Origin of the sequence: Andreprevotia chitinilytica DSM 18519, from assembly GCF_000711875.1 — a bacterium.
Classification (GTDB): Bacteria; Pseudomonadota; Gammaproteobacteria; order Burkholderiales; family Chitinibacteraceae; genus Andreprevotia; species Andreprevotia chitinilytica.
The window spans coordinates 1-23,348 of record NZ_JONM01000033.1; the positions used below are offsets into that span (position 1 = coordinate 1).

The 23,348-nt window shown below is 62.9% G+C and carries 2 protein-coding genes; both read left to right on the forward strand.

The features are described from left to right. Positions 1–16,653: non-ribosomal peptide synthetase (locus BR41_RS20400; RefSeq protein WP_051711494.1), on the forward strand; the 16,653-nt coding region annotated here is incomplete at its 5' end. Next, positions 16,650–23,348, forward strand: coding sequence for a non-ribosomal peptide synthetase (locus BR41_RS23275; protein ID WP_051711496.1), 6,699 nt, complete (start codon positions 16,650–16,652; stop codon positions 23,346–23,348). The genes BR41_RS20400 and BR41_RS23275, both read left to right, overlap by 4 nt.

The following is a 23,348-nucleotide window of genomic DNA, read 5'->3' on the forward strand; positions in this document are numbered from 1 at the left end:
CGCAATGACTTCCAGGTGAAGATTCGCGGCTTCCGTATTGAGCTGGGGGAGATCGAAGCCCAGCTGGCTGCGTGTGCCGGCGTGCGGGAAGGGGTGGTGCTGGCGCGGGAAGATCAGCCGGGTGACAAGCGACTGGTGGCGTATCTGATCGCTCAAGAAGGCGTCGAACTGATTGCGGCCGAACTACGGCAACAGCTGAGCGAATCCCTGGCCGACTACATGCTGCCGAGCGCCTTCGTCACCTTGGCATCCTTCCCGCTCACGCCGAACGGCAAGCTGGATCGCAAGGCACTGCCGGCACCGGATCAGTCCGCTGTCGTCAGCCGGCAATACGTCGCGCCCGAAGGCGAAGTCGAGCAAGCCATTGCCACCATCTGGCAAGACTTGCTGGGGCTGGAGCGGGTCGGTCGGCATGACCAGTTCTTCGAGCTGGGCGGGCATTCGCTGCTGGCGGTGCAATTGGTATCGCGCTTGCGCCAGGTGCTGGGCGTGGAGTTGCCGTTGCGCGAGCTGTTTGCCCAGCCGACGCTGCAAGGTCTGGCGCAATCGGTACAGGCCGCCACGCATTCGACCCACGTTGCCATGCCGCTGGCCGACCGCAGCCAACCGCTGCCGCTGTCGTGGGCGCAGCAACGGCTGTGGTTCCTGAACCAGCTCGATGCCAATGCCGGCGTGGCGTATCACATGCCGGCCGGTTTGCGGCTGCAGGGCCAACTGGATCGCGCTGCCTTGCGTGCGACGCTGGATCGTATCGTGGCGCGGCATGAGGCGTTGCGGACTTGCTTCGTGTTGGATGGTGGCGGGGCGGTGCAAGTGATTGCGCCGACCGGGATCGGCTTCAGCTTGCGGGAACACGATCTGCGCCAGCAGCACGGGCAAGCACAGCACGACACCGTGCAGCGCTTGGCGGCAGCCGAAGCCTCCGCGCCATTTGATCTCGCCACCGGCCCGCTGATTCGCGGCCAGCTGCTGCAGCTGGCCGAGGACGAGCATCTGCTGCTGATCACCCAGCACCACATCATTTCGGATGGCTGGTCGATTGGCGTACTGGTGCGCGAAGTGAGTGCGCTCTACACCGCCTTCAGCCAAGGCCAAATTGATCCGCTACTGCCATTGACGATCCAGTACGCCGACTATGCCGCTTGGCAACGGCAGTGGCTGCAAGGCGACACCCTGCAAACCCAGGTCGATTTCTGGCAACAGCACCTGACCGGTGCACCCGCCTTGCTGGATTTACCGACCGATCGACCACGCCCAGCGGTACAAAGCTATGCCGGCGGCCAAGTGGCCTTGAGCTTATCGCCGACGTTGACGGCAGGCCTCAAACAGCTGAGCCAACGTCACGGTACCACCTTGTTCATAACGCTATTGGCTGGCTGGTCGGTGCTACTGAGCCGGTGGAGCGGACAGGACGATGTCGTCATCGGCACGCCAGTCGCCAACCGTCAGCGCAGCGAGCTGGAAGGCTTGATGGGTTTCTTCGTCAACACCTTGGCGTTGCGGGTGAAGCTGAACGACAACCCCAACGTCCAAACGTTATTGGCCCAAACCAAGGCCAGCACGATTGCCGCCTACGCCCATCAAGACTTGCCGTTCGAGCAGGTGGTGGAGGCGCTGCAACCGACGCGCAGCCTGAGCCACAGCCCGCTATTTCAGGTGATGCTGGTGTTGAACAACATCCCGGTCGGTGGTGAGCTGAGCCTGCCGGGTTTGACCCTCAGCGAGGTTGAGCAAGCCCGCGATACCGCACAATTCGATCTGACGCTGTCATTGGGCGAAGACGGCGATGCGCTAACCGGCAATCTGGAATACGCCAGCGATCTGTTCGACCGCTCCACCATCGAACGACTGGTTGGGCATTTGCACACCGTCCTCGCTGGCATGGTGGCCAATGATCAACAGGCGATTAGTCACTTGCCGCTGCTGTCTGCGGCGGAACGCCAGCAGGTGCTGGTGGATTTCAACGCCACGACCGTGGATTACCCGGCCGATGCACAGATTCACCAGTTGTTCGAACGACAAGCCGAACAACAGCCCGATGCCATTGCGGTGGTGTTTGAAAACCAGCAGCTCAGCTACCGCGAACTCAATGCCCGCGCCAATCAACTGGCGCATCAGCTGATCGGCCTTGGCGTACAGCCGGATGATCGGGTAGCACTGTGCGTCGAGCGCAGCCTCGACTTGGTCATCGGGCTACTCGGCATTCTGAAAGCGGGCGGGGCGTATGTGCCGCTCGATCCAAGTTACCCGGCCGAGCGGCTGGCCTACATGTTGAGCGACAGCCAGCCGGTGGCGTTGGTGACGCAACAAGCGCTGCAGGAGCGTTTGCCGCTCACGGCGCTGCCTGTTCTGGCGCTAGATGGGCCGGATGGCGCTGCAATGCTTGCCCGGCAAGCCGATCACAATCCGGATGCGGCAGCTTTGGGGCTGAATTCGAACCATCTCGCCTACGTGATTTACACCTCCGGTTCCACCGGCCAGCCCAAGGGCGTTGCGAATACGATCGCGGGCCTGCGCAACCGGCTGCAGTGGTTTGGGCAGCTGCTGTCGCAAGACAAACCTGTCACCGCCTTGAAGACCAGCATCGGCTTCGTGGATTCCGTCACGGAAATCACCGAGACGTTGGTGCTGGGCGGCCGCCTGGTGGTGCTGGATAACGCGACCGTGCTCGATCACGCGCAGTTCGCCGCTTGCTTTGCCAAACATCAAATTACGAACCTGACCGTTGTGCCGGCCTTGCTCCGTGTCCTGCTGGGCATGTCGGCCTCGGCGCTGGCTAGCCTGCGCACGCTGGTGTGCAGCGGCGAATTGCTGCCGGCCGAATTAAGCCAGCGTTTCAAGCAAGCCCATCCCCGCGTCCGGCTGTTCAATTTCTATGGCTCGTCCGAGGTCAATGGCGACTGCACGGCGCTTGAATATGCTGATCAATTCGACGCCGCTGGCTCCAGTCGATCAGTCATTGGCCGGCCGATTGCCAATACCCGGATTTACCTTCTCGATACGCACGGCCAGCCGGTGCCGATTGGCGTGAACGGTGAGCTTTACGTCGGCGGCGCTGGCATCGCCCGTGGCTACCTCAATCGCCCCGATTTGACCGCCGAGCGCTTCATCGCCGATCCGTTCAATGCCGATCCGCAAGCGCGGATGTACAAGACCGGCGACCTGGGGCGCTGGTTGCCGGACGGCCATATCGAATACCTTGGCCGCAACGACTTCCAGGTGAAGATTCGCGGCTTCCGCATCGAGTTGGGCGAGATCGAAGCGCAGCTCACCGCTTGCGTTGGCGTGCGGGAAGCAGTGGTGATCGCACGCGAAGACCAGCCGGGTGATCAGCGCCTGGTGGCCTATCTGATCCCGCAAGACGGCATCGAATTATCGGCCGCCGATTTGCGCCAGCAGCTCAGCCAATCCTTGGCCGACTACATGCTGCCGAGCGCCTTCGTCACGCTCGATGCCTTCCCGCGCACACCGAACGGCAAGCTGGATCGCAAGGCGCTACCGGCCCCGGATCAATCCGCCGTCGTCAGCCGTGAATACGTCGCGCCACAAGGCGAGATCGAAACCATCATCGCCACGATCTGGCAGGACTTGCTCGGTCTGGAACGCGTCGGCCGGCACGACCAATTCTTCGAGCTCGGCGGGCATTCTCTGCTGGCGGTGCAACTGGTATCGCGCCTGCGTGCCAGCCTGAATATCGAACTCACTTTGCGCGAGCTATTCGCCCAGCCGACGGTGAGCGGATTGGCGGAGCTGGCTGCCCAAGCGGCGCAAACCGATGCAGCCCCGATCCCGCTGGCCGACCGCAGCCAACCGTTGCCGCTATCCTGGTCGCAACAACGGCTGTGGTTCCTCGATCAGCTCGATACCAACGCTGGTGCGGCGTATCACTTGCCGATCGCTCTGCGTTTGCGGGGCCAATTGGACATCACCGCACTTCGGGCTGCGCTTGATCAGTTAATAGCGCGCCACGACAGCCTGCGTACCACCTTCACGCCGACCGATGGCGAGCCCGTTCAACACATTGCCGCTGCCGATATTGGTTTTGCATTGAGCGAGCAAGATTGGGGCGCACTGCCGGCTGATGCACAGCCAGCGGCGATAGATCAATTGATCGCGGCAGAGAGCAGCGCGCCATTCGATCTCACCCACGGCCCATTGATTCGCGGCCAGCTCATCCGCTTGGGCGATGGCGATTACCTGTTGCTCATCAATCAGCATCACATCGTTTCGGATGCCTGGTCGATTGGCGTGCTGGTGCGGGAAGTGAGTGCGCTGTACACGGCATTCGCTCAAGGCCAGCCAGACTTGCTGCCGGCCCTGCCATTGCAATACGCCGACTATGCCGTCTGGCAACGGCAGTGGCTGCAAGGCGAAGTGCTGCAAAGCCAGCGCGACTTCTGGCGTGACCATTTGTTGGGTGCGCCGGCACTACTGGAGTTACCGACCGATCGGCCACGGCCAGCGGTGCAAAGCTATCGCGGCAGCGCACTGGCATTGGCGTTGCCACCAGCGCTGACGGCACGACTCAGGCAGTTGAGCCAACGCCACGGCACGACCCTGTTCATGACCTTGCTTGCTGGCTGGTCGGTGCTGCTGTCGCGCCTGAGCGGTCAGGATGACGTGGTGATCGGCACGCCGGTCGCCAACCGCCCCAGAACCGAGCTGGAAGGCTTGATCGGCTTCTTCGTCAATACGCTGGCGCTACGGGTGAAACTGGATGCCAACCCCGGCGTGGGCGAACTGCTAGCGCAAGTAAAAGCCAGCACCTTGGCCGCCTACAGCCATCGAGACCTGCCATTCGAACAGGTAGTCGATGTGCTGCAACCGCCACGCAGTCTGAGCCACAGCCCTCTGTTCCAGAGCCTGTTCACGCTGAACAACACGCCGCAAGGGCAGGCACTGGGTTTGCCGGGCTTGACGCTGCAAGTGCTCGAAACCCCGCATCACACCACGCAGTTTGATCTGTCCTTGTCCTTGCAGGAAGACGATGCGGCGCTGAGCGGGCGACTGGAATACGCGACCGACTTGTTCGATGCCGAAACCATCGCACGCCTCGCCGGGCATTTCGAAACCGTGCTCGCCGGCATGGTCGAAAACGACCGGCAAGCCGTCAGCCGATTGCCGTTGTTGACCGCAGCGCAGCGGCAGCAGCTGATTCACGATTTCAATGCGACAACAGCCAACTATCCGGTCGAGCCCCTGATTCACCAGCTGTTCGAAGCCCAAGCGGCAGCCCAACCCGCCAGCACTGCGCTGATTTTCGAAGGCCAGACGCTGAGCTACGGCGAACTCAATGCACGTGCCAACCAACTGGCGCATCACCTCATTCAATTGGGCGTGCAGCCTGACGACCGTGTCGCACTGTGCCTCGAGCGCAGCCTCGATCTGGTCGTGAGCTTGCTCGGTATCCTGAAGGCGGGCGGGGCGTATGTGCCGCTTGATCCGACTTACCCGGTGGAACGTCTGGCCTACATGTTGGTGGATAGCCAGCCGGTGGCGCTCATCACGCAGGCGGATTTGCGCACGGTGTTGCCGACTGCTGCCGTGCCCGTGGTGGTGGTCGATGCAGAACCCCGCTGTGCCGCCCAACCGTCTACCAATCCAGTCGTGGCCGGGTTGTCGCCCCGCCATCTGGCTTACGTGATCTACACCTCCGGCTCCACCGGATTGCCGAAAGGCGTGATGAACCAGCACGACGGCGTCGTCAATCGGCTGCTGTGGGCGCAAGACACCTACCGCTTGCTGGCGGACGATCGCGTGCTGCAAAAGACGCCGTTCGGCTTCGATGTGTCGGTCTGGGAGTTTTTCCTGCCCTTGCTGGCCGGCGCGCAGTTGGTGCTGGCACGCCCCAACGGGCATCAGGACCCGCATTACCTCGCCGGCCTGATCGAAACCGCCGGCATCACGACCTTGCACTTCGTCCCGTCGATGCTGCATGTTTTCCTTGATCAAGTGCCGAGCTTGCGGGGCAGCGCGTTGCGGCGGGTGCTGTGCAGCGGCGAAGCGTTGCCCCATGCCTTGCAACAGCGCTTTCATGCGCGCTTTGCAGAAGTCGAACTGCATAACCTGTACGGCCCGACCGAGGCGGCCATTGATGTCACCGCCTGCCAATGCCGGCCAGATGCCTTTGCCGGCATTGTGCCGATCGGCAAGCCCATCGCCAACATCCAGCTCTACATCCTCGATGCACAGGGCCAGCCGGTGCCGTTGGGCGTGGCTGGCGAGCTGCATATCGGCGGCATCGGGGTGGCGCGTGGCTACCTGAACCGGCCTGAGCTGACGGCGGAGCGCTTCATTGCCGACCCATTCAGCAGCGATGTGTCTGCACGCCTGTATAAAACCGGCGATCTGGGTCGCTGGTTGCCGGATGGCAACATCGAATACCTCGGCCGCAACGACTTCCAGGTGAAGATTCGCGGCTTGCGCATCGAACTGGGCGAGATCGAAGCCAGGCTGGCAGCGTGCGCAGGCGTGCGGGAAGTGGTGGTGCTGGCGCGGGAGGATGTGCCGGGCGACAAGCGCCTAGTGGCGTATCTGGTTGCGCAGGATGGCATCACGTTGTCGACTGCCGAGCTGCGCCAGCAACTGAGCGACTCCCTGGCTGACTACATGTTGCCAAGCGCCTTCGTCACCTTGGATGCTTTCCCGCTCACGCCGAACGGCAAGCTGGATCGCAAGGCGCTGCCAGCGCCGGATCAAACCGCTGTGATCAGTCGTGCCTATGAAGCCCCGCGAGGCGAGGTCGAGCAAACCATCGCAGCGATCTGGCAGGACTTGCTGGGGCTGGAACGCATCGGCCGGCATGATCAGTTCTTTGAGCTAGGTGGCCATTCGCTGCTGGCTGTGCAACTGGTATCCCGACTGCGTGCTGCGCTCGGCGTGGCGCTGTCGTTGCGCGAGCTGTTCGCCCAGCCGACGGTGCTTGGTTTGGCTGGTCTGGTTGCCCAGACCACGCAATCCACGCAAGCAGCGATCCCGTTGGCGGATCGCAGCCAGCCGCTGCCGCTTTCGTGGTCACAACAACGGCTATGGTTCCTCGATCAGCTCGATGCCAATGCGGGCGCGGCGTATCACATGCCGGCTGGCCTGCAATTGCTGGGGCAGCTTGATCGTGCCGCTTTGCTCGCCGCCCTCGACCGCATCGTGGCGCGGCACGAGGCTTTGCGTACCCGCTTTCCATCGGTGGCCGGTCAACCGGTGCAAGTCATTGCGCCGGCCGACACGGGTTTCAGCTTGGCGGAGCACGATCTGCGATCCCTGCATGGGCAGGCGCAGCAAGATGCCGTGCAACGCTTGGCGGCCAACGCTAGCGAGCCCTTCGATCTGGCACATGGCCCGCTGATTCGCGGCCAGTTGCTGCAACTCGCCGATGACGACCACCTGCTGCTGATCAACCAGCACCACATCATCTCGGATGGCTGGTCGATTGGCGTTTTGGTGCGGGAAGTCAGCGCGCTTTATGCCGCTTTCAGCCAAGGCCAGGCCGACCCCTTGCCGCCGCTCACCATCCAGTACGCCGACTACGCCGTGTGGCAACGGCAGTGGCTGCAAGGCGAGGTACTGCAAAACCAGCGCGACTTCTGGCGCGACCACTTGCTGGGCGCACCAGCACTGCTGGAGTTGCCGACCGATCGCCCACGCCCCGCCACGCAAAGTTATGCCGGCGGGCAAGTCAGCCTGACCTTGCCAGCCGCTCTGACAGCCAAACTGCGGCAACTGAGCCAGCGGCACGGCGCCACGCTGTTCATGTCGCTGTTGGCCGGTTGGTCGGTGTTGCTCAGCCGTCTGAGTGGACAGGATGACGTGGTGATCGGCACGCCAGTCGCCAACCGCCCGCGCAGCGAGCTGGAAGGCTTGATGGGCTTTTTCGTCAACACGCTGGCGCTGCGCGTGCGGCTGGATAGCAACCCCGGCGTGGGCGAGCTGCTAAGCCAAATCAAAGCCAGCACCTTGGCCGCCTACGACCATCAAGACCTGCCGTTCGAACAGGTGGTCGATGCGCTGCAGCCGCCGCGCAGCCTGAGCCACAGCCCCTTGTTCCAGGTCATGCTGGTATTGAACAACACCCCCGGCGGCGGCGAACTCCACCTGCCGGGGTTGACGCTGTGCGAGCTGCCGCAAGCGCAGGACACCGCCCAATTCGATGTGACCCTGTCGTTGAGCGAGACCGGGGACGGCCTCGTCGGCACGCTGGCGTACGCGAGCGATCTGTTCGAGCGGGCCACCATCGAACGATTGGCCGGGCAATTCGAGACGGTGCTGGCCGGCATGGTCGCGAATGATCAGCAGGGTATTGCCCAGCTGCCGTTGTTGCGGGCCACCGAGCGGCAACAGTTGGCCGACTTCAACGCCACAGCGGCTGACTACCCGGCCGATGCGCTGATTCATCAATTGTTCGAGCAGCAGGCAGAGCAACAGCCCGATGCCATCGCGCTGCTCTTCGAAGACCAGCGGCTGAGCTATGGCGAACTCAACTGCCGCGCCAATAAGCTCGCACATCACCTGATCACTCTGGGCATCCAGCCGGATGATCGCGTGGCGATTTGTGTCGAGCGCAGTCTGGCGATGGTGGTCGGGCTGCTCGCCATCCTCAAAGCCGGCGCGGCCTATGTGCCGCTCGATCCGAATTACCCGGCCGAGCGCTTGGCCTACATGCTGAGCGATAGCCAGCCGGTGGCGCTGGTGACGCAGGCATCGCCGCTTGCGACGTTGCCGATGGTCGATGTGCCGGTGGTCGTGCTGGATGAGGAATCCACTTTGGCCGCGCAATCAACGGCCAATCCGGTCATCGCCGGCCTGACCGCCGCGCAGCTGGCCTACGTGATCTATACCTCCGGCTCCACCGGCCAGCCCAAGGGCGTGGCGATGCCACAGCGGGCGGTGCTGAATCTGCTGCACTGGCACTTCCAACATCCCGATCTTTGCGCGGGCGACAAAACGCTGCAGTTCGCCGCACTGGGTTTCGACGTCGCCTTCCAGGAAATCTTCACCACCTTGTGCGCCGGGCATTGCCTCGTGCTGCTGGACGAGTTGACCCGGCAAGACCCCATTGGCTTGGCTCGCTTCATTCGTGACCAGCGGATTGAACGGATTTACCTGCCATTCGTGGCTTTACAAGGTTTGGCCGAAGCCGCTGCTGCCCTTGAAGGCGGCTTGCCGTCGCTGAACAACGTGATCACCGCTGGCGAGCAACTGCGCATCAGCCCGGCCATCCGGCAACTGATCGAAACCGCCGCGCCATGCCGCCTGCACAATCACTACGGCCCGACGGAAAGCCATGTGGTGACGGCGTTTACGCTGAGTGATGTGCCGAACGACTGGGCGACCTTGCCGCCGATTGGCCGGCCGATTGCCAATAGCCAAATTTACCTGCTTGATCCACACGGCCAGCCGGTGCCATTGGGTGTTGCGGGTGAGCTGTATATCGGTGGTGTTGGCGTGGCCCGCGGTTATCTCAACCGCCCCGAACTGACCACCGAACGCTTCGTCGCCGATCCATTCAGCGCCGATCCGCAAGCGCGGATGTACAAGACCGGCGACTTGGCGCGCTGGCTTCCGGACGGCAACATCGAATACCTTGGTCGTAACGACTTCCAGGTGAAGATTCGCGGCTTCCGCGTTGAGCTGGGCGAGGTCGAAGCGCAACTAGCCGCGTGTGCCGGTGTGCGTGAGGTGGTCGTCATGGCCCGCGAAGATCAGCCGGGCGACAAGCGACTGGTGGCCTATGTGATTCCGCAGGAGGGGGCCGATCCGTCGGCGGCTGATTTGCGCCAGCAGCTCAGCCAGAGCTTGGCCGACTACATGTTGCCGAGCGCCTTCGTGACGCTGGAAACCTTCCCGCTCACGCCGAACGGCAAGCTGGATCGCAAGGCACTGCCAGCACCGGATCAGTCCTCAGTCATCAGCCGTGAATACGAGGCACCGCAAGGCGAAGTCGAGCAGACCATTGCGGCGATCTGGCAAGACTTGCTCGGGCTGGAGCGCGTCGGCCGGCATGACCAGTTCTTTGAACTCGGCGGGCATTCGCTGATGGTGGTGACGCTGATCGAGCAGCTACGCCAGCGCGGCCTGATAGCAGATGTGCGGACGGTCTTTACCACGCCGACCCTCGCTGCAATGGCCGAGGTCATCACCGCCGGTCAAGCAGGCTCTGCGTCGACGTCGCTCGTCCCGCCTAACCTGATTCCGGCCGATTGCACAACGATCACCCCGGCCATGCTGCCATTGGTGAACCTCACCCAAACCGAGATCGACACCCTCGTCGCCAGCGTGCCGCATGGCGCGGCCAATGTGCAGGACATCTACCCGCTGGGGCCGCTGCAGGAAGGCATCCTGTTCCATCACTTGCTGGAGACGGAAGGCGATGCCTATCTGTTGCGGGTGGTGGTCGGCTTCGATCAGCGCAGCCGTCTGGATGCGTTCCTCAGCGCCTTGCAACAAGTCATCGACCGGCACGACATCCTGCGCACCTCGGCCCGCTGGCACAGCTTGGCCCAAGCCGTGCAGGTGGTGTACCGCCAAGCACCGCTGCCTATCGAAGAACTGGTGCTGTCGCCGGAGATTGATGCCCGCCAGCAACTGCTCGACCGCACCAATCCGCGCCAGCTGCGGCTGGATCTGATGCGCTCGCCCTTGCTGACCGCCTACATCGCCCACGACCCGCACAGCGGCGAATGGCTGTTGTCGCTGCTGAACCATCACCTGACCTGCGATCACGTCAGCCTGGAATTCGTCATTCGCGAAGTGCAGGCGATTCTGCAAGGGCAGGGCGATCTGCTGCCACCGGCCATGCCGTACCGCAATTTCATTGCGCAAACGCTGAGCGTGCCGCCTGAAGTGCACGAGGCGTATTTCCGTGAGCAACTGGGCGACGTCGACGAACCGACTGCGCCATTCGGCTTGCTGGATGTGCATGGTGCGGGCGACCGGATCGTCGAAGCCCATCTGGTGCTGCGCGATACGCTGGCGCAAGGCATTCGCGAGCGGGCGCGTCAGCGCGGCATGACACCGTCGGTGCTGTTCCATGTGGCTTGGGCGCAAGTGGTGGCGCAGTGCAGCGGCCGGGATGACGTGGTGTTCGGCACCGTGTTGTCCGGGCGGTTGCAAGGCACGGCTGGCGCGGATCAGGTGTTGGGGATGTTCATCAACACACTGCCGATTCGCGTGCCGTTGGCTGAGCTCAGCGTTGAACAAGTGGTGCGCGAGACCTATCAGCGCCTGACCGACTTGCTCACGCATGAGCAGACGCCCCTTGCCTTGGCATTGCGCTGCAGTGGAGTGCCGGCCCCGCTGCCCTTGTTCAGCGCCTTGTTGAATTACCGCCATAGTGCCGCCAGTGCCGCCCGACCGGACGAAGCGACGGCACGGGCCTGGGAAGGCATGCAGGTGCTGGTGGCGGAGGAGCGGACCAATTATCCGATGACGCTGTCGGTGGATGATCTGGGGCAGGATTTCGTGCTGACTGCTCAGGGCATTCAGGGGATCGATGCGGCACGCATTGCCGGGTACATGCACACGGCGATTGCAGGTCTGGTCGAGGCACTGACGGAACAGCCAGATCAGCCGATCCGGGCGCAGGCGATTCTGCCGGCAGCGGAGCGCCAGCAAGTGCTGGTGGATTTCAACGCCACCGCAGCGGACTACCCGGCCGACGCACTGATCCATCACCTGTTCGAAGCCCACGCAGCGCAACAGCCCGATGCCGTCGCGCTGGTCTTTGAAGAGCAGGAGCTGAGCTACAACGAACTCAACTGCCGCGCCAATCAACTCGCACATCACCTGATCGCTCTGGGCATCCAGCCGGATGATCGCGTGGCGATTTGTGTCGAACGCAGTCTGGATTTGGTCATTGGCTTGCTGGGCATCCTGAAAGCGGGCGGGGTGTATGTGCCGCTCGACCCGGCTTATCCGGCCGAGCGGCTGGCCTACATGTTGCGCGACAGCCAACCCGCCGTCGTGCTGACCCAGGCCGCTTTGCGCGATGGCCTGCCGCTCGGGGCGCTGCCGGTGTGGGTGCTGGATGGCACTGACTTGGCCGTCCAACCGGCTGCCAATCCGCTCGTGGCCGGCCTTACCGCCGAGCATCTGGCCTATGTGATCTACACCTCCGGCTCCACCGGCCAACCCAAGGGGGTGATGAATCATCATCGTGGGCTGTGCAACCTGATTCCGGCGCATATCCAGACCTTCGCCATCCGGCCAGATAGCCACTTGCTGCAGTTCGCCTCGTGCAGCTTCGATGCCAGCATCTGGGAAATGATGTTGGCCCTGTGCGCCGGCGCGGCGTTGCACATGGTGCGCCAGCGGACTGCGCTGGCAGGTGCCGCGCTGCGCGATACGCTGCTCCAAGCGGGGATTTCCCACGCGATCCTGTCGCCCGCGGCGCTATCCAGCCTGCCGCAGGACGAAACGCTGGGCGCGGTACACACCCTCATTACGGGCGGGGAGGCATTGCCACCGGCCTTGGCCCGACACTGGGCACAACAGCATCGGCTGTTCAATGCCTATGGCCCGACCGAGATTACGGTTTGCGCCACGGTGTATGACTACCAGTGGCGCGAGCACGGCACTGTCCCCATCGGCAGGCCGATTGCCAACACGCAAATCTACCTGCTCGATGCGCACGGCCAGCCGGTGCCGATTGGCGTGGCGGGGGAGATTTACATCGGTGGTGCGGGTGTCGCCCGTGGCTATCTGAACCGCCCCGACCTGACCGCGGAACGCTTCGTCGCCGATCCATTCAGCACCGATCCACAAGCGCGGCTGTACAAGACCGGCGATCTGGGTCGCTGGCTGCCGGATGGCAATATCGACTACCTCGGCCGCAATGACTTCCAGGTGAAGATTCGCGGCTTCCGTATTGAGCTGGGCGAGATCGAGGCCAAGCTGGCGGCGTGCGTTGGCGTGCGCGAAGCGGTGGTGATTGCGCGTGAAGACCAACCGGGTGGCAAGCGGCTGGTGGCATATGTGGTGCCGCAGGACGGCATTGAGCTGGCCGTCGCCGAGTTGCGCGAACAGCTCAGCCAATACTTGGCCGACTACATGCTGCCGAGTGCCTTTGTGACTTTGGAAGCCTTCCCGCTCACGCCGAACGGCAAGCTGGATCGCAAGGCTTTACCGGCCCCGGATCAATCGTCCGTTATCAGTCGGAGTTATGAAGCGCCGCAAGGCGAAGTCGAGCAAGCCATTGCCACCATCTGGCAAGACTTGCTGGGGCTGGAGCGGGTCGGTCGGTATGACCAGTTCTTTGAACTCGGCGGGCATTCACTGCTGGCGGTGCAGTTGGTGTCGCGTTTGCGGGCCAACCTTGGGGTTGAAATCGCATTGCGTGAGCTGTTCGCCCAACCGACGGTGATTGGTCTGGCAGCGCTGGTTGCGCAAGCCACGCAGTCCAGCCAAACCCTGATTCCGCCAACGGATCGCAGCCAGCCACTACCGCTGTCATGGGCGCAGCAACGGCTGTGGTTCCTGAACCAGCTCGATGCCAATGCCGGCGCGGCGTATCACATGCCGGCCGGGCTGCGGCTGCATGGCCAACTGGATCGCGCCGCCTTGCGGGCGACGCTGGATCGTATCGTGGCAAGGCATGAAGTGTTGCGTACGTGCTTCATCTCCGACAGTGGCGAAGCGGTGCAAGTGATTGCATCGGCCGAGATTGGCTTCAGTTTGCGGGAACACGACCTGCGCGCGTTCTCCACGCAAGACCAACAGCGCAAGGTCGAACAACTCAGCCAAGCTGAAGCCATCGCGCCGTTCGATTTATCAACCGGCCCATTGATTCGCGGTCAGCTGCTGCAACTGGCGAATGACGAGCATCTGCTGCTGATCACCCAGCACCACATCATTTCGGATGGCTGGTCGATTGGCGTGTTGGTGCGCGAAGTGAGTGCGCTCTACACCGCCTTCAGCCAAGGCCAAGCCGATCCGCTAGCGCCATTGGCGATCCAGTACGCCGACTATGCGGCGTGGCAACGGCAGTGGCTGCAAGGCGACCCCCTGCAAACCCAGGTCGACTTCTGGCACGACCACCTGGCCGGTGCACCAGCCTTGCTGGATCTGCCGACCGATCGACCACGCCCGACAGTGCAAAGCTATGCCGGCGGCCAAGTGGCCTTGAGCTTGTCGCCAGCGCTGACGAACAGCCTCAAACAATTGAGCCAACGTCACGGCACCACCTTGTTCATGACGCTGCTCGCCGGCTGGTCGGTGCTACTGAGCCGCTGGAGCGGGCAGGATGACGTGGTGATCGGCACACCGGTGGCGAATCGCCAACGTAGCGAGCTGGAAGGCTTGATGGGCTTCTTCGTCAATACCTTGGCGTTACGAGTGAAGCTGGACGGCAATCCCAAAGTGGATGAACTGCTGAACCAGATCAAGACCAACACCATCGCAGCCTACGCCCATCAAGACCTGCCGTTCGAGCAAGTGGTGGAGGCACTGCAACCCACCCGCAGCCTGAGCCACAGCCCCGTATTCCAGGTCATGCTGACGCTGAACAACACCCCCACTGGTGGCGAACTCAGTCTGCCGGGACTCACGTTGAGCCCGGTCGAACAAACGAGCACGACGACGCAGTTCGACCTGTCGCTCTCGCTCACCGATACCGCAACCGGCCTCGTCGGCAGTCTGGCCTATGCCCGCGACTTGTTCGATGCGCAAACTATCGAACGGCTGGCGGGGCATTTCGAGGCGGTGCTGACGGGCATGGTGGCGGACGATCAGCAAGGCACCGCTCAACTGCCGCTGCTATCTGCCGCAGAACGCCAGCAAGTGCTGGTGGACTTCAACGCCACGCAGACGGACTACCCGCACGACCAATTGATCCATCGCTTGTTCGAGCAGCGGGCCGAGCACCAGCCGGACGCCTCCGCGTTGATCTTCGAAGACCAGACGCTGAGCTACGGCGAACTCAATCGCCGTGCCAACCAGCTGGCGCACCAGCTGATCCAGCTCGGCATCCGGCCGGATGACCGTGTGGCGCTGTGTATCGAGCGCAGTCTGGACATGATCGTCGGCTTGCTCGGCATCCTGAAGGCGGGTGGGGCTTATGTGCCGCTCGATCCGGGCTACCCGGCCGAGCGCTTGGCTTACATGCTGGCGGATAGCCAGCCTGTGGCTGTAGTGACACAGGTCTCGTTGCGTGAAACCCTGCCGGCCCTCGACGTGCCGGTAGTGGCACTGGATGCGGAAGCTGCGTTGGTCAACCAAGCGACGTCCAACCCGCTGGTCGCCGGCCTCACATCGCGCCATCTGGCCTATGTGATCTACACCTCGGGTTCGACTGGTCAGCCCAAGGGCGTGATGGTCGAGCATCACTCGGCCATCAATCTCTGGGCAGCCTTGGAGGCGGCGGCATTCCAGCATCTGCTGACATCCGCCCGCGTCGCGCTGAACGCCAATCTGGTCTTCGATGCCTCGCTGCAAGCGCTCTTGCAACTGTTGTCCGGCCGTGGCCTGGTGCTTATCCCGGCGGATGTCCGTAGTGACGGCATTGCGCTATGGCGCTACCTGTCTCGGCACGCGGTGGACGCGCTTGACTGCACACCGACCCAGTTGGGCCTGTTCCTGTCTGCCGGCCTGCTGGATGGCGCGGGTTACCAGCCGAAATTGCTGCTGATCGGTGGTGAAGCGATCACGCCGACTCTCTGGCGCTATGTGCAATCCCTGACGGCAGTCCGTTGCTACAACGTCTACGGCCCGACCGAATGCACGGTCGATGCGACTGCTGTTTGCATCAACGATGCGGGCGCGCTGCCCCAGATCGGCCGGCCGCTCGCCAATACGCGAATCCATGTCCTTGATCCACACGGCCAACCGGTCCCGATCGGTGTGGCGGGGGAGATGTATATCGGTGGCGCTGGTGTTGCCCGTGGCTATCTCAACCGGCCGGCACTGACGACGGAGCGTTTCCTCGCCGATCCAACCGCCCGGCTGTACAAGACCGGCGACCTGGGCCGCTGGTTGCCGGACGGCAATCTGGAGTACCTGGGCCGCAATGACTTCCAGGTGAAGATTCGCGGTTTCCGCATCGAGCTGGGCGAGATCGAGGCGAAGCTCACGGCCTGCGCCGGCGTGCGTGAAGCTGTCGTCATGGCGCGAGAGGATGTGCAGGGTGACAAGCGGCTGGTGGCGTATCTGATCGCTCAAGAGGGCATCGAATTATCGGCGGCCGAACTACGGCAGCAGCTCAGCCAATCCTTGGCCGACTACATGCTGCCCAGCGCCTTCGTCAGTCTCGACGCTTTCCCGCTCACCTCGAACGGCAAGCTGGATCGCAAGGCGCTGCCCGCGCCGGATCAGTCATCGGTGGTGACGCAGGCGTATGAAGCGCCGCAAGGCGAGGTCGAGGCAATGATCGCTGCGCTCTGGCAAGACTTGCTGGGGCTGGAGCGCATCGGCCGGCACGACCACTTCTTCGAGCTGGGCGGCCATTCGCTCATGGTGGTGACGCTGATTGAGCGCCTGCGCCAGCAAGGCCTATTCACGGATGTCCGCACCGTCTTTACCGCGCCGACGCTGGCCACCTTCAGTGCCGCGCTGCTGGAAGCGCAAGACCGTGCCACCAAGGAACTGCTTGTACCGGCGAACCTGATTCCCGCCGAGTTTGGCGCATCGGTCTTCGGCAACGACAACATCGAGGAATTTGAGCTGTGAGTTTTCAAGAACTGCTTGATCTTCTACGCGCCAGCAACATCGCGATCAGCGCGGCCAACGGCAAGCTCGCCATCCGCGCCGACAAAGGCGTGGTCACCGACGACTTGCTCGCCCGGATGAAAACCCACAAAGCGGCGCTGCTGGCCTTGCTGGCGGATGATCCCCAGGCACTGACATGGCCCGACTCGGCGTCCGCCGTGCCGAAGATCACCCCGGCCATGCTGCCGCTGGTGAACCTCACCCAGGCCGAGATCGACACCATCGTCGCCAGCGTGCCGCACGGCGCGGCCAATGTGCAGGACATCTACCCGCTGGGGCCGCTGCAGGAAGGCATCCTGTTCCATCACTTGCTCGAGACCGAAGGTGATGCCTATCTGCTGCGGGTGATGGTGGGCTTCGATCAGCGCAGCCGTCTGGATGCCTTCCTCAGCGCCTTGCAACAAGTCATCGACCGGCACGACATCCTGCGCACCTCGGCCCGCTGGCACGGCTTGGCCCAAGCCGTGCAGGTGGTGTACCGGCAAGCGCCGCTGCCCATTGAGGAACTGGTGCTGTCGCCGGAGATTGACGCCCGCCAGCAACTGCTCGACCGCACCAATCCCCGCCAGCTGCGGCTGGATCTGACGCGCTCGCCCTTGCTGGCCGCCTACATCGCCCACGACCCGCACAGCGGCGAATGGCTGTTATCGCTGCTGAACCATCACCTGACTTGCGATCACGTCAGTCTGGAGTTCGTCATTCGCGAAGTGCAGGTGATTTTGCAAGGGCAGGGCGATCTACTGCCGCCGGCCATGCCGTACCGCAACTTCATTGCGCAAACACTGAGCGTGCCGCCCGAAGTGCACGAGGCGTATTTCCGCCAGCAGCTGGGTGATGTCGACGAACCGACTGCGCCGTTCGGACTGCTGGATGTGCACGGTGCGGGCGACCGGATCGTCGAAGCCCATCTGGTGCTGCGCGATACGCTGGCGCTAGCCATTCGTGAGCGGGCGCGGCAGCGCGGCATGACGCCATCGGTACTGTTCCATGTAGCTTGGGCGCAGGTGGTGGCGCAGTGCAGCGGCCGGGATGACGTGGTGTTCGGCACCGTGTTGTCCGGGCGGCTGCAAGGCACGGCTGGCGCGGATCAGGTGTTGGGCATGTTCATCAATACGCTGCCGATTCGCGTGCCGTTGGCCGGGCTAAGTGTCGAACAAGTCATGCGCGAGACCTATCAGCGCCTGACCGACTTGCTCACCCACGAGCAGACGCCATTGGCCTTGGCATTGCGCTGCAGTGGCGTGCCGGCCCCGTTGCCCTTGTTCAGCGCTTTGCTGAATTACCGCCACAGCGGAGTTCAGGCAGGTGAGTCGACGGCGCAGGTCTGGAAGGGCATACAGGTATTGGTGGCGGAGGAACGTACCAATTACCCGCTAACACTATCGGTGGATGATCTGGGGCAAGGCTTCTCCGTGTTGATCCAATGCGCTGCCAGCATCGATGCCGAACGCGTCGTGGCTTACCTCGGCACTGCGATTGAATCCCTGGTCGATGCACTGGCCGATGCCAGCCCTGTATTGGCGACGTCGCTCAACGTCCTGCCGCCCGCTGAACAGCAACGGCTGATTGATTTCAACGCCACGACGGTGGATTTTCCGCACGAACAATTGATTCATCAGTTGTTTGAAGCCCAAGCCGCCGCCCGGCCAGATGCCATTGCGCTGGTCTTTGCAAACCAGCTGCTGAGCTACGGCGAACTCAACCACCGCGCCAACCAGCTGGCGCATCACCTGATCCAGCTCGGCATCCAGCCGGATGATCGCGTGGCGATTTGTGTCGAGCGCAGTCTGGCGATGGTGGTCGGGCTGCTCGCCATCCTCAAAGCCGGCGCGGCCTATGTGCCGCTCGATCCGAATTACCCGGCGGAACGGCTGGCCTACATGCTGGCCGACAGCGCGCCAGCGGCCTTGCTGACCCAAACCGCGCTGCAGGAGCGTCTACCAAGCCTTGCCGTGCCCGTGGTCATGCTGGATGGCGAGACGGCCGACATCGCGTCGCAACCGGCCGGCAATCTGCAGGTGTCGGGCCCAAGCGCCGATCCGCTGGCCTACGTGATCTACACCTCCGGCTCCACCGGCCAGCCCAAGGGCGTGGCGATGCCACAGCGGGCGGTGCTGAATCTGCTGCACTGGCACTTCCAACATCCCGATCTTTGCGCGGGCGACAAAACGCTGCAGTTCGCCGCACTGGGTTTCGACGTCGCCTTCCAGGAAATCTTCACCACCTTGTGCGCCGGGCATTGCCTCGTGCTGCTGGATGACGCCACGCGGCAAGACCCCATTGGCTTGGCTCGCTTCATTCGTGATCAGCGGATTGAACGGATTTACCTGCCGTTCGTGGCTTTGCAAGGCTTGGCCGAAGCGGCTGCGGCCATCGACGGCGGCTTGCCGTCGCTGAACAACGTGATTACCGCTGGCGAGCAACTGCGCATCAGCCCGGCCATCCGGCAACTGATCGAAACCGCCGCCCCATGTCGCCTGCACAATCACTACGGCCCGACGGAAAGCCATGTGGTGACGGCGTTTACGCTTGGTGCCTCACCGCAGGATTGGGCGACCTTGCCACCGATTGGCCGGCCGATTGCCAATACGCAAATCTATCTGCTTGATCCGCATGGCCAGCCCGTGCCGTTGGGCGTGGTGGGTGAGCTGTTTATCGGTGGCGTTGGCGTGGCGCGTGGCTACTTGAACCGACCGGAACTCACAAGCGAGCGCTTCGTCGCCGATCCATTCAGCGCCGATCCACAAGCGCGGATGTACAAGACCGGCGACTTGGCGCGCTGGCTTCCGGACGGCAATATCGAGTATCTCGGCCGCAACGACTTCCAGGTGAAGATTCGCGGCTTCCGCGTTGAGCTGGGCGAGGTCGAAGCGCAACTAGCCGCGTGTGCCGGTGTGCGTGAGGCGGTCGTCATGGCCCGCGAAGATCAGCCGGGCGACAAGCGTCTGGTGGCGTACGTGGTGCCGCAAGCAGGCATCGAACCGGGTGCGGCCGAGCTGCGCCACCAGCTCAGCCAATCCTTGGCCGACTACATGTTGCCGAGCGCCTTCGTGACGCTGGAAACCTTCCCACTCACGCCGAACGGCAAGCTGGATCGCAAGGCACTGCCAGCACCGGATCAGTCCTCAGTCATCAGCCGTGAATACGAGGCACCGCAAGGCGAAGTCGAGCAGACCATTGCGGCGATCTGGCAAGACTTGCTCGGGCTGGAGCGCGTGGGTCGGCATGACCAGTTCTTTGAACTCGGCGGGCATTCGCTGCTGGCTGTGCAACTGGTATCGCGCCTGCGCACTGCACTCGGCGTGGAATTGCCCTTGCGCGAGCTGTTCGCCCAACCGTCGCTGCACGGTCTGGCGCAGGCCGTACAGGCCACCACGCATTCGACCCACGTTGCCATGCCGCTGGCCGACCGCACGCAACCACTGCCGCTGTCATGGGCGCAGCAACGGCTGTGGTTCCTGAACCAGCTCGATGCCAATGCCGGTGCGGCGTATCACATGCCGGCCGGTTTACGGCTGCACGGCCAGCTGGATCGCGCCGCCTTGCGGGTAACCTTGGATCGCATTGTGGCGCGGCATGAAGCGTTGCGGACTTGCTTTGTTTCCGACGGCGGCGAGGCAGTGCAAGTGATTGCGCAGGCCGATGTTGGTTTCAGCTTGCTGGAACACGATCTGCGTGGCCTGACTGACTCGGATCGATCCATTCGAATTGAGCAACTGAGCCAAGCGGAAGCAGTACAACCCTTTGATCTATCAACCGGCCCGCTGATTCGCGGCCAGTTGCTGCAGCTGGCCGATGACAAGCATCTGCTGCTGATCACCCAGCACCACATCATCTCGGATGGCTGGTCGATTGGCGTGCTGGTGCGGGAAGTGAGCGCACTTTATACCGCGTTCAGCCAAGGCCAGACCGACCCGTTACCACCGCTCACCATCCAGTACGCCGACTACGCCGCGTGGCAACGCAGCTGGCTGCAGGGCGATACCCTGCAAACCCAGGTCGATTTCTGGCAACAGCACCTGACCGGTGCACCCGCCTTGCTTGATTTACCGACCGATCGACCACGCCCGGCGGTACAAAGCTATGCCGGCGGGCAAGTGGCGCTGAACTTGTCACCCACGCTGACGAACAGCCTTAAACAGCTGAGCCAACGTCACGGCACGACCTTGTTCATGACGCTCCTCGCCGGCTGGTCGGTCCTGCTGAGTCGCTGGAGTGGGCAGAACGATGTGGTCATCGGCACGCCAGTGGCAAATCGCCAACGTAGCGAGCTGGAAGGCTTGATGGGCTTCTTCGTCAACACCCTGGCCTTGCGAGTGAAGCTGGACGGCAATCCCAAAGTGGATGAGCTGCTGAACCAGATCAAAACCAGCACCATCGCTGCCTACGCGCATCAAGACCTGCCGTTCGAGCAAGTGGTGGAGGCACTGCAACCCACCCGCAGCCTGAGCCACAGCCCCGTATTCCAAGTCATGCTGGTGCTGAACAACACCCCCAGCGGCGGCGAGCTCAGCCTGCCGGGATTGACGCTGCGCGAGCTGCCGGCAGCCCACGACACGGCGCAATACGATTTGGCGCTGTACTTGAGCGAAGCAGGGGACGGGATCATTGGCAGCCTGGCGTACGCCAGCGACTTGTTCGACCGCGCCACCATTGAACGACTACTCGGTCATTTCGAGACGCTGCTGACCGGCATGGTGCAGAACGACCAAAACACCCTCGGCCAATTGCCGCTATTGTCCGCCGCGGAACGCCAGCAAGTGCTGGTGGATTTCAACGCCACGACCGTGGATTACCCGGCCGATGCACTGATTCATCAGTTGTTCGAACGACAAGCCGAACAACAGCCCGACGCGATTGCAGTGGTGTTTGAAAACCAGCAGCTCAGCTACCGCGAGCTCAACGCACGCGCCAACCAGCTGGCGCACCACCTGCTCGGCCTTGGCGTGCAGCCGGACGACCGGGTGGCGCTGTGCCTGGAGCGTGGCCTGAATCTGGTGGTCGGGTTGCTGGGCATCCTGAAAGCGGGCGCGGCGTATGTGCCGCTCGATCCGAATTACCCGGCCGAGCGCCTGGCCTACATGCTGAGCGATAGCCAGCCGGTGGCGCTGGTGACGCAAGCGGGTGTGCTGGAAAACTTGCCGGCTGTCGCCGTGCCGGTGGTGGATGTGGCCGCTGCGCTGGGCAACCAACCTGCGCTCAACCCTGCCTTGCCGGCCTTGGCCTCGCACCATCTGGCCTACGTGATCTACACCTCCGGCTCCACCGGCCAGCCCAAGGGCGTCGCCAACACGATCGCCGGGCTGCGCAACCGGCTGCAGTGGTTTGCGCAACTGTTGGCGGGCGATCAACCCGTTACCGCCTTGAAAACCAGCATCGGCTTTGTGGATTCCGTCACGGAAATTCTGGAGACGCTGGTGCTGGGTGGCCGGCTGGTGGCGATGGACAACGCCACGCTGCTGGACGTTGAGCGCTTCGGCGCATGTCTGGCCCAACAGCGGATCACCAACCTGACCGTGGTGCCGGTCTTGCTGCGGGTCTTGTCGGAGATGCCGACCACGGCACTGGCCAGCTTGCGCACGCTGGTGTGCAGTGGCGAATTGCTACCGGCCGAATTAAGCCAGCGCTTCAAACAGGCCCATCCCCACGTTCGGCTGTTCAATTTCTATGGCTCGTCCGAGGTCAATGGCGACAGCACGGCACTTGAATATGCGGATGAGGCAGCGCTTGGCGATGCCAACCGCGCGCTGATCGGCAAGCCGATCGCCAACACCCGGATTTATATCCTCGATGCGCACGGTCAGCCGGTGCCGGTCGGCGTGATCGGCGAGCTCTTTGTCGGTGGTGCAGGACTGGCGCGGGGCTATCTGCATCGGCCGGATCTCACGGCAGAGCGCTTCCTCTCTGATCCATTCAGCGCTGCCCCACAGGCCCGGATGTACAAAACCGGCGACCTGGGCCGCTGGTTGCCGGACGGCAACATCGAGTACCTGGGCCGCAATGACTTCCAGGTGAAGATTCGCGGCTTCCGCATCGAGCTGGGCGAGATCGAAGCCAAGCTGGTCGCATGTGCGGACGTACGGGAGGCAGTCGTGCTGGCGCGGGAAGATGTGTCGGGCGACAAGCGTCTGGTGGCGTATGTGATCGCCCAAGAAGGGGCCGAGCTGACCGCTGCCCATTTACGCCATCAGCTCAGCCAGAGCTTGGCCGATTACATGCTGCCGAGTGCCTTCGTCACGCTGGCGTCCTTCCCGCTCACCCCGAACGGCAAGCTGGACCGCAAGGCCTTGCCTGCGCCGGATCAATCATCGCTGGTCAGCCGGGAATATGCCGCGCCGCAAGGCGAGATCGAAACCACGCTTGCCACCATCTGGCAGGACTTGCTGGGCGTGGAGCGCGTGGGCCGGCATGACCAGTTCTTCGAGCTGGGCGGGCATTCGTTGCTGGCGGTGCAACTGGTCTCTCGTCTGCGTGAGGCGCTGGATGTGGAGTTGTCGCTGGCGGCGGTCTTCTCCAATCCAGTGCTGGTCGATCTGGCGGACAGCATCGTGATTCAACAGCTCTCGGCCTACGAGCAAAGCAATACGGCCGATCTCGACGACAAGATCAACGCGCTTTCTGAAAGCGAATTACTGGCCCTGCTGGGCATGGAATGA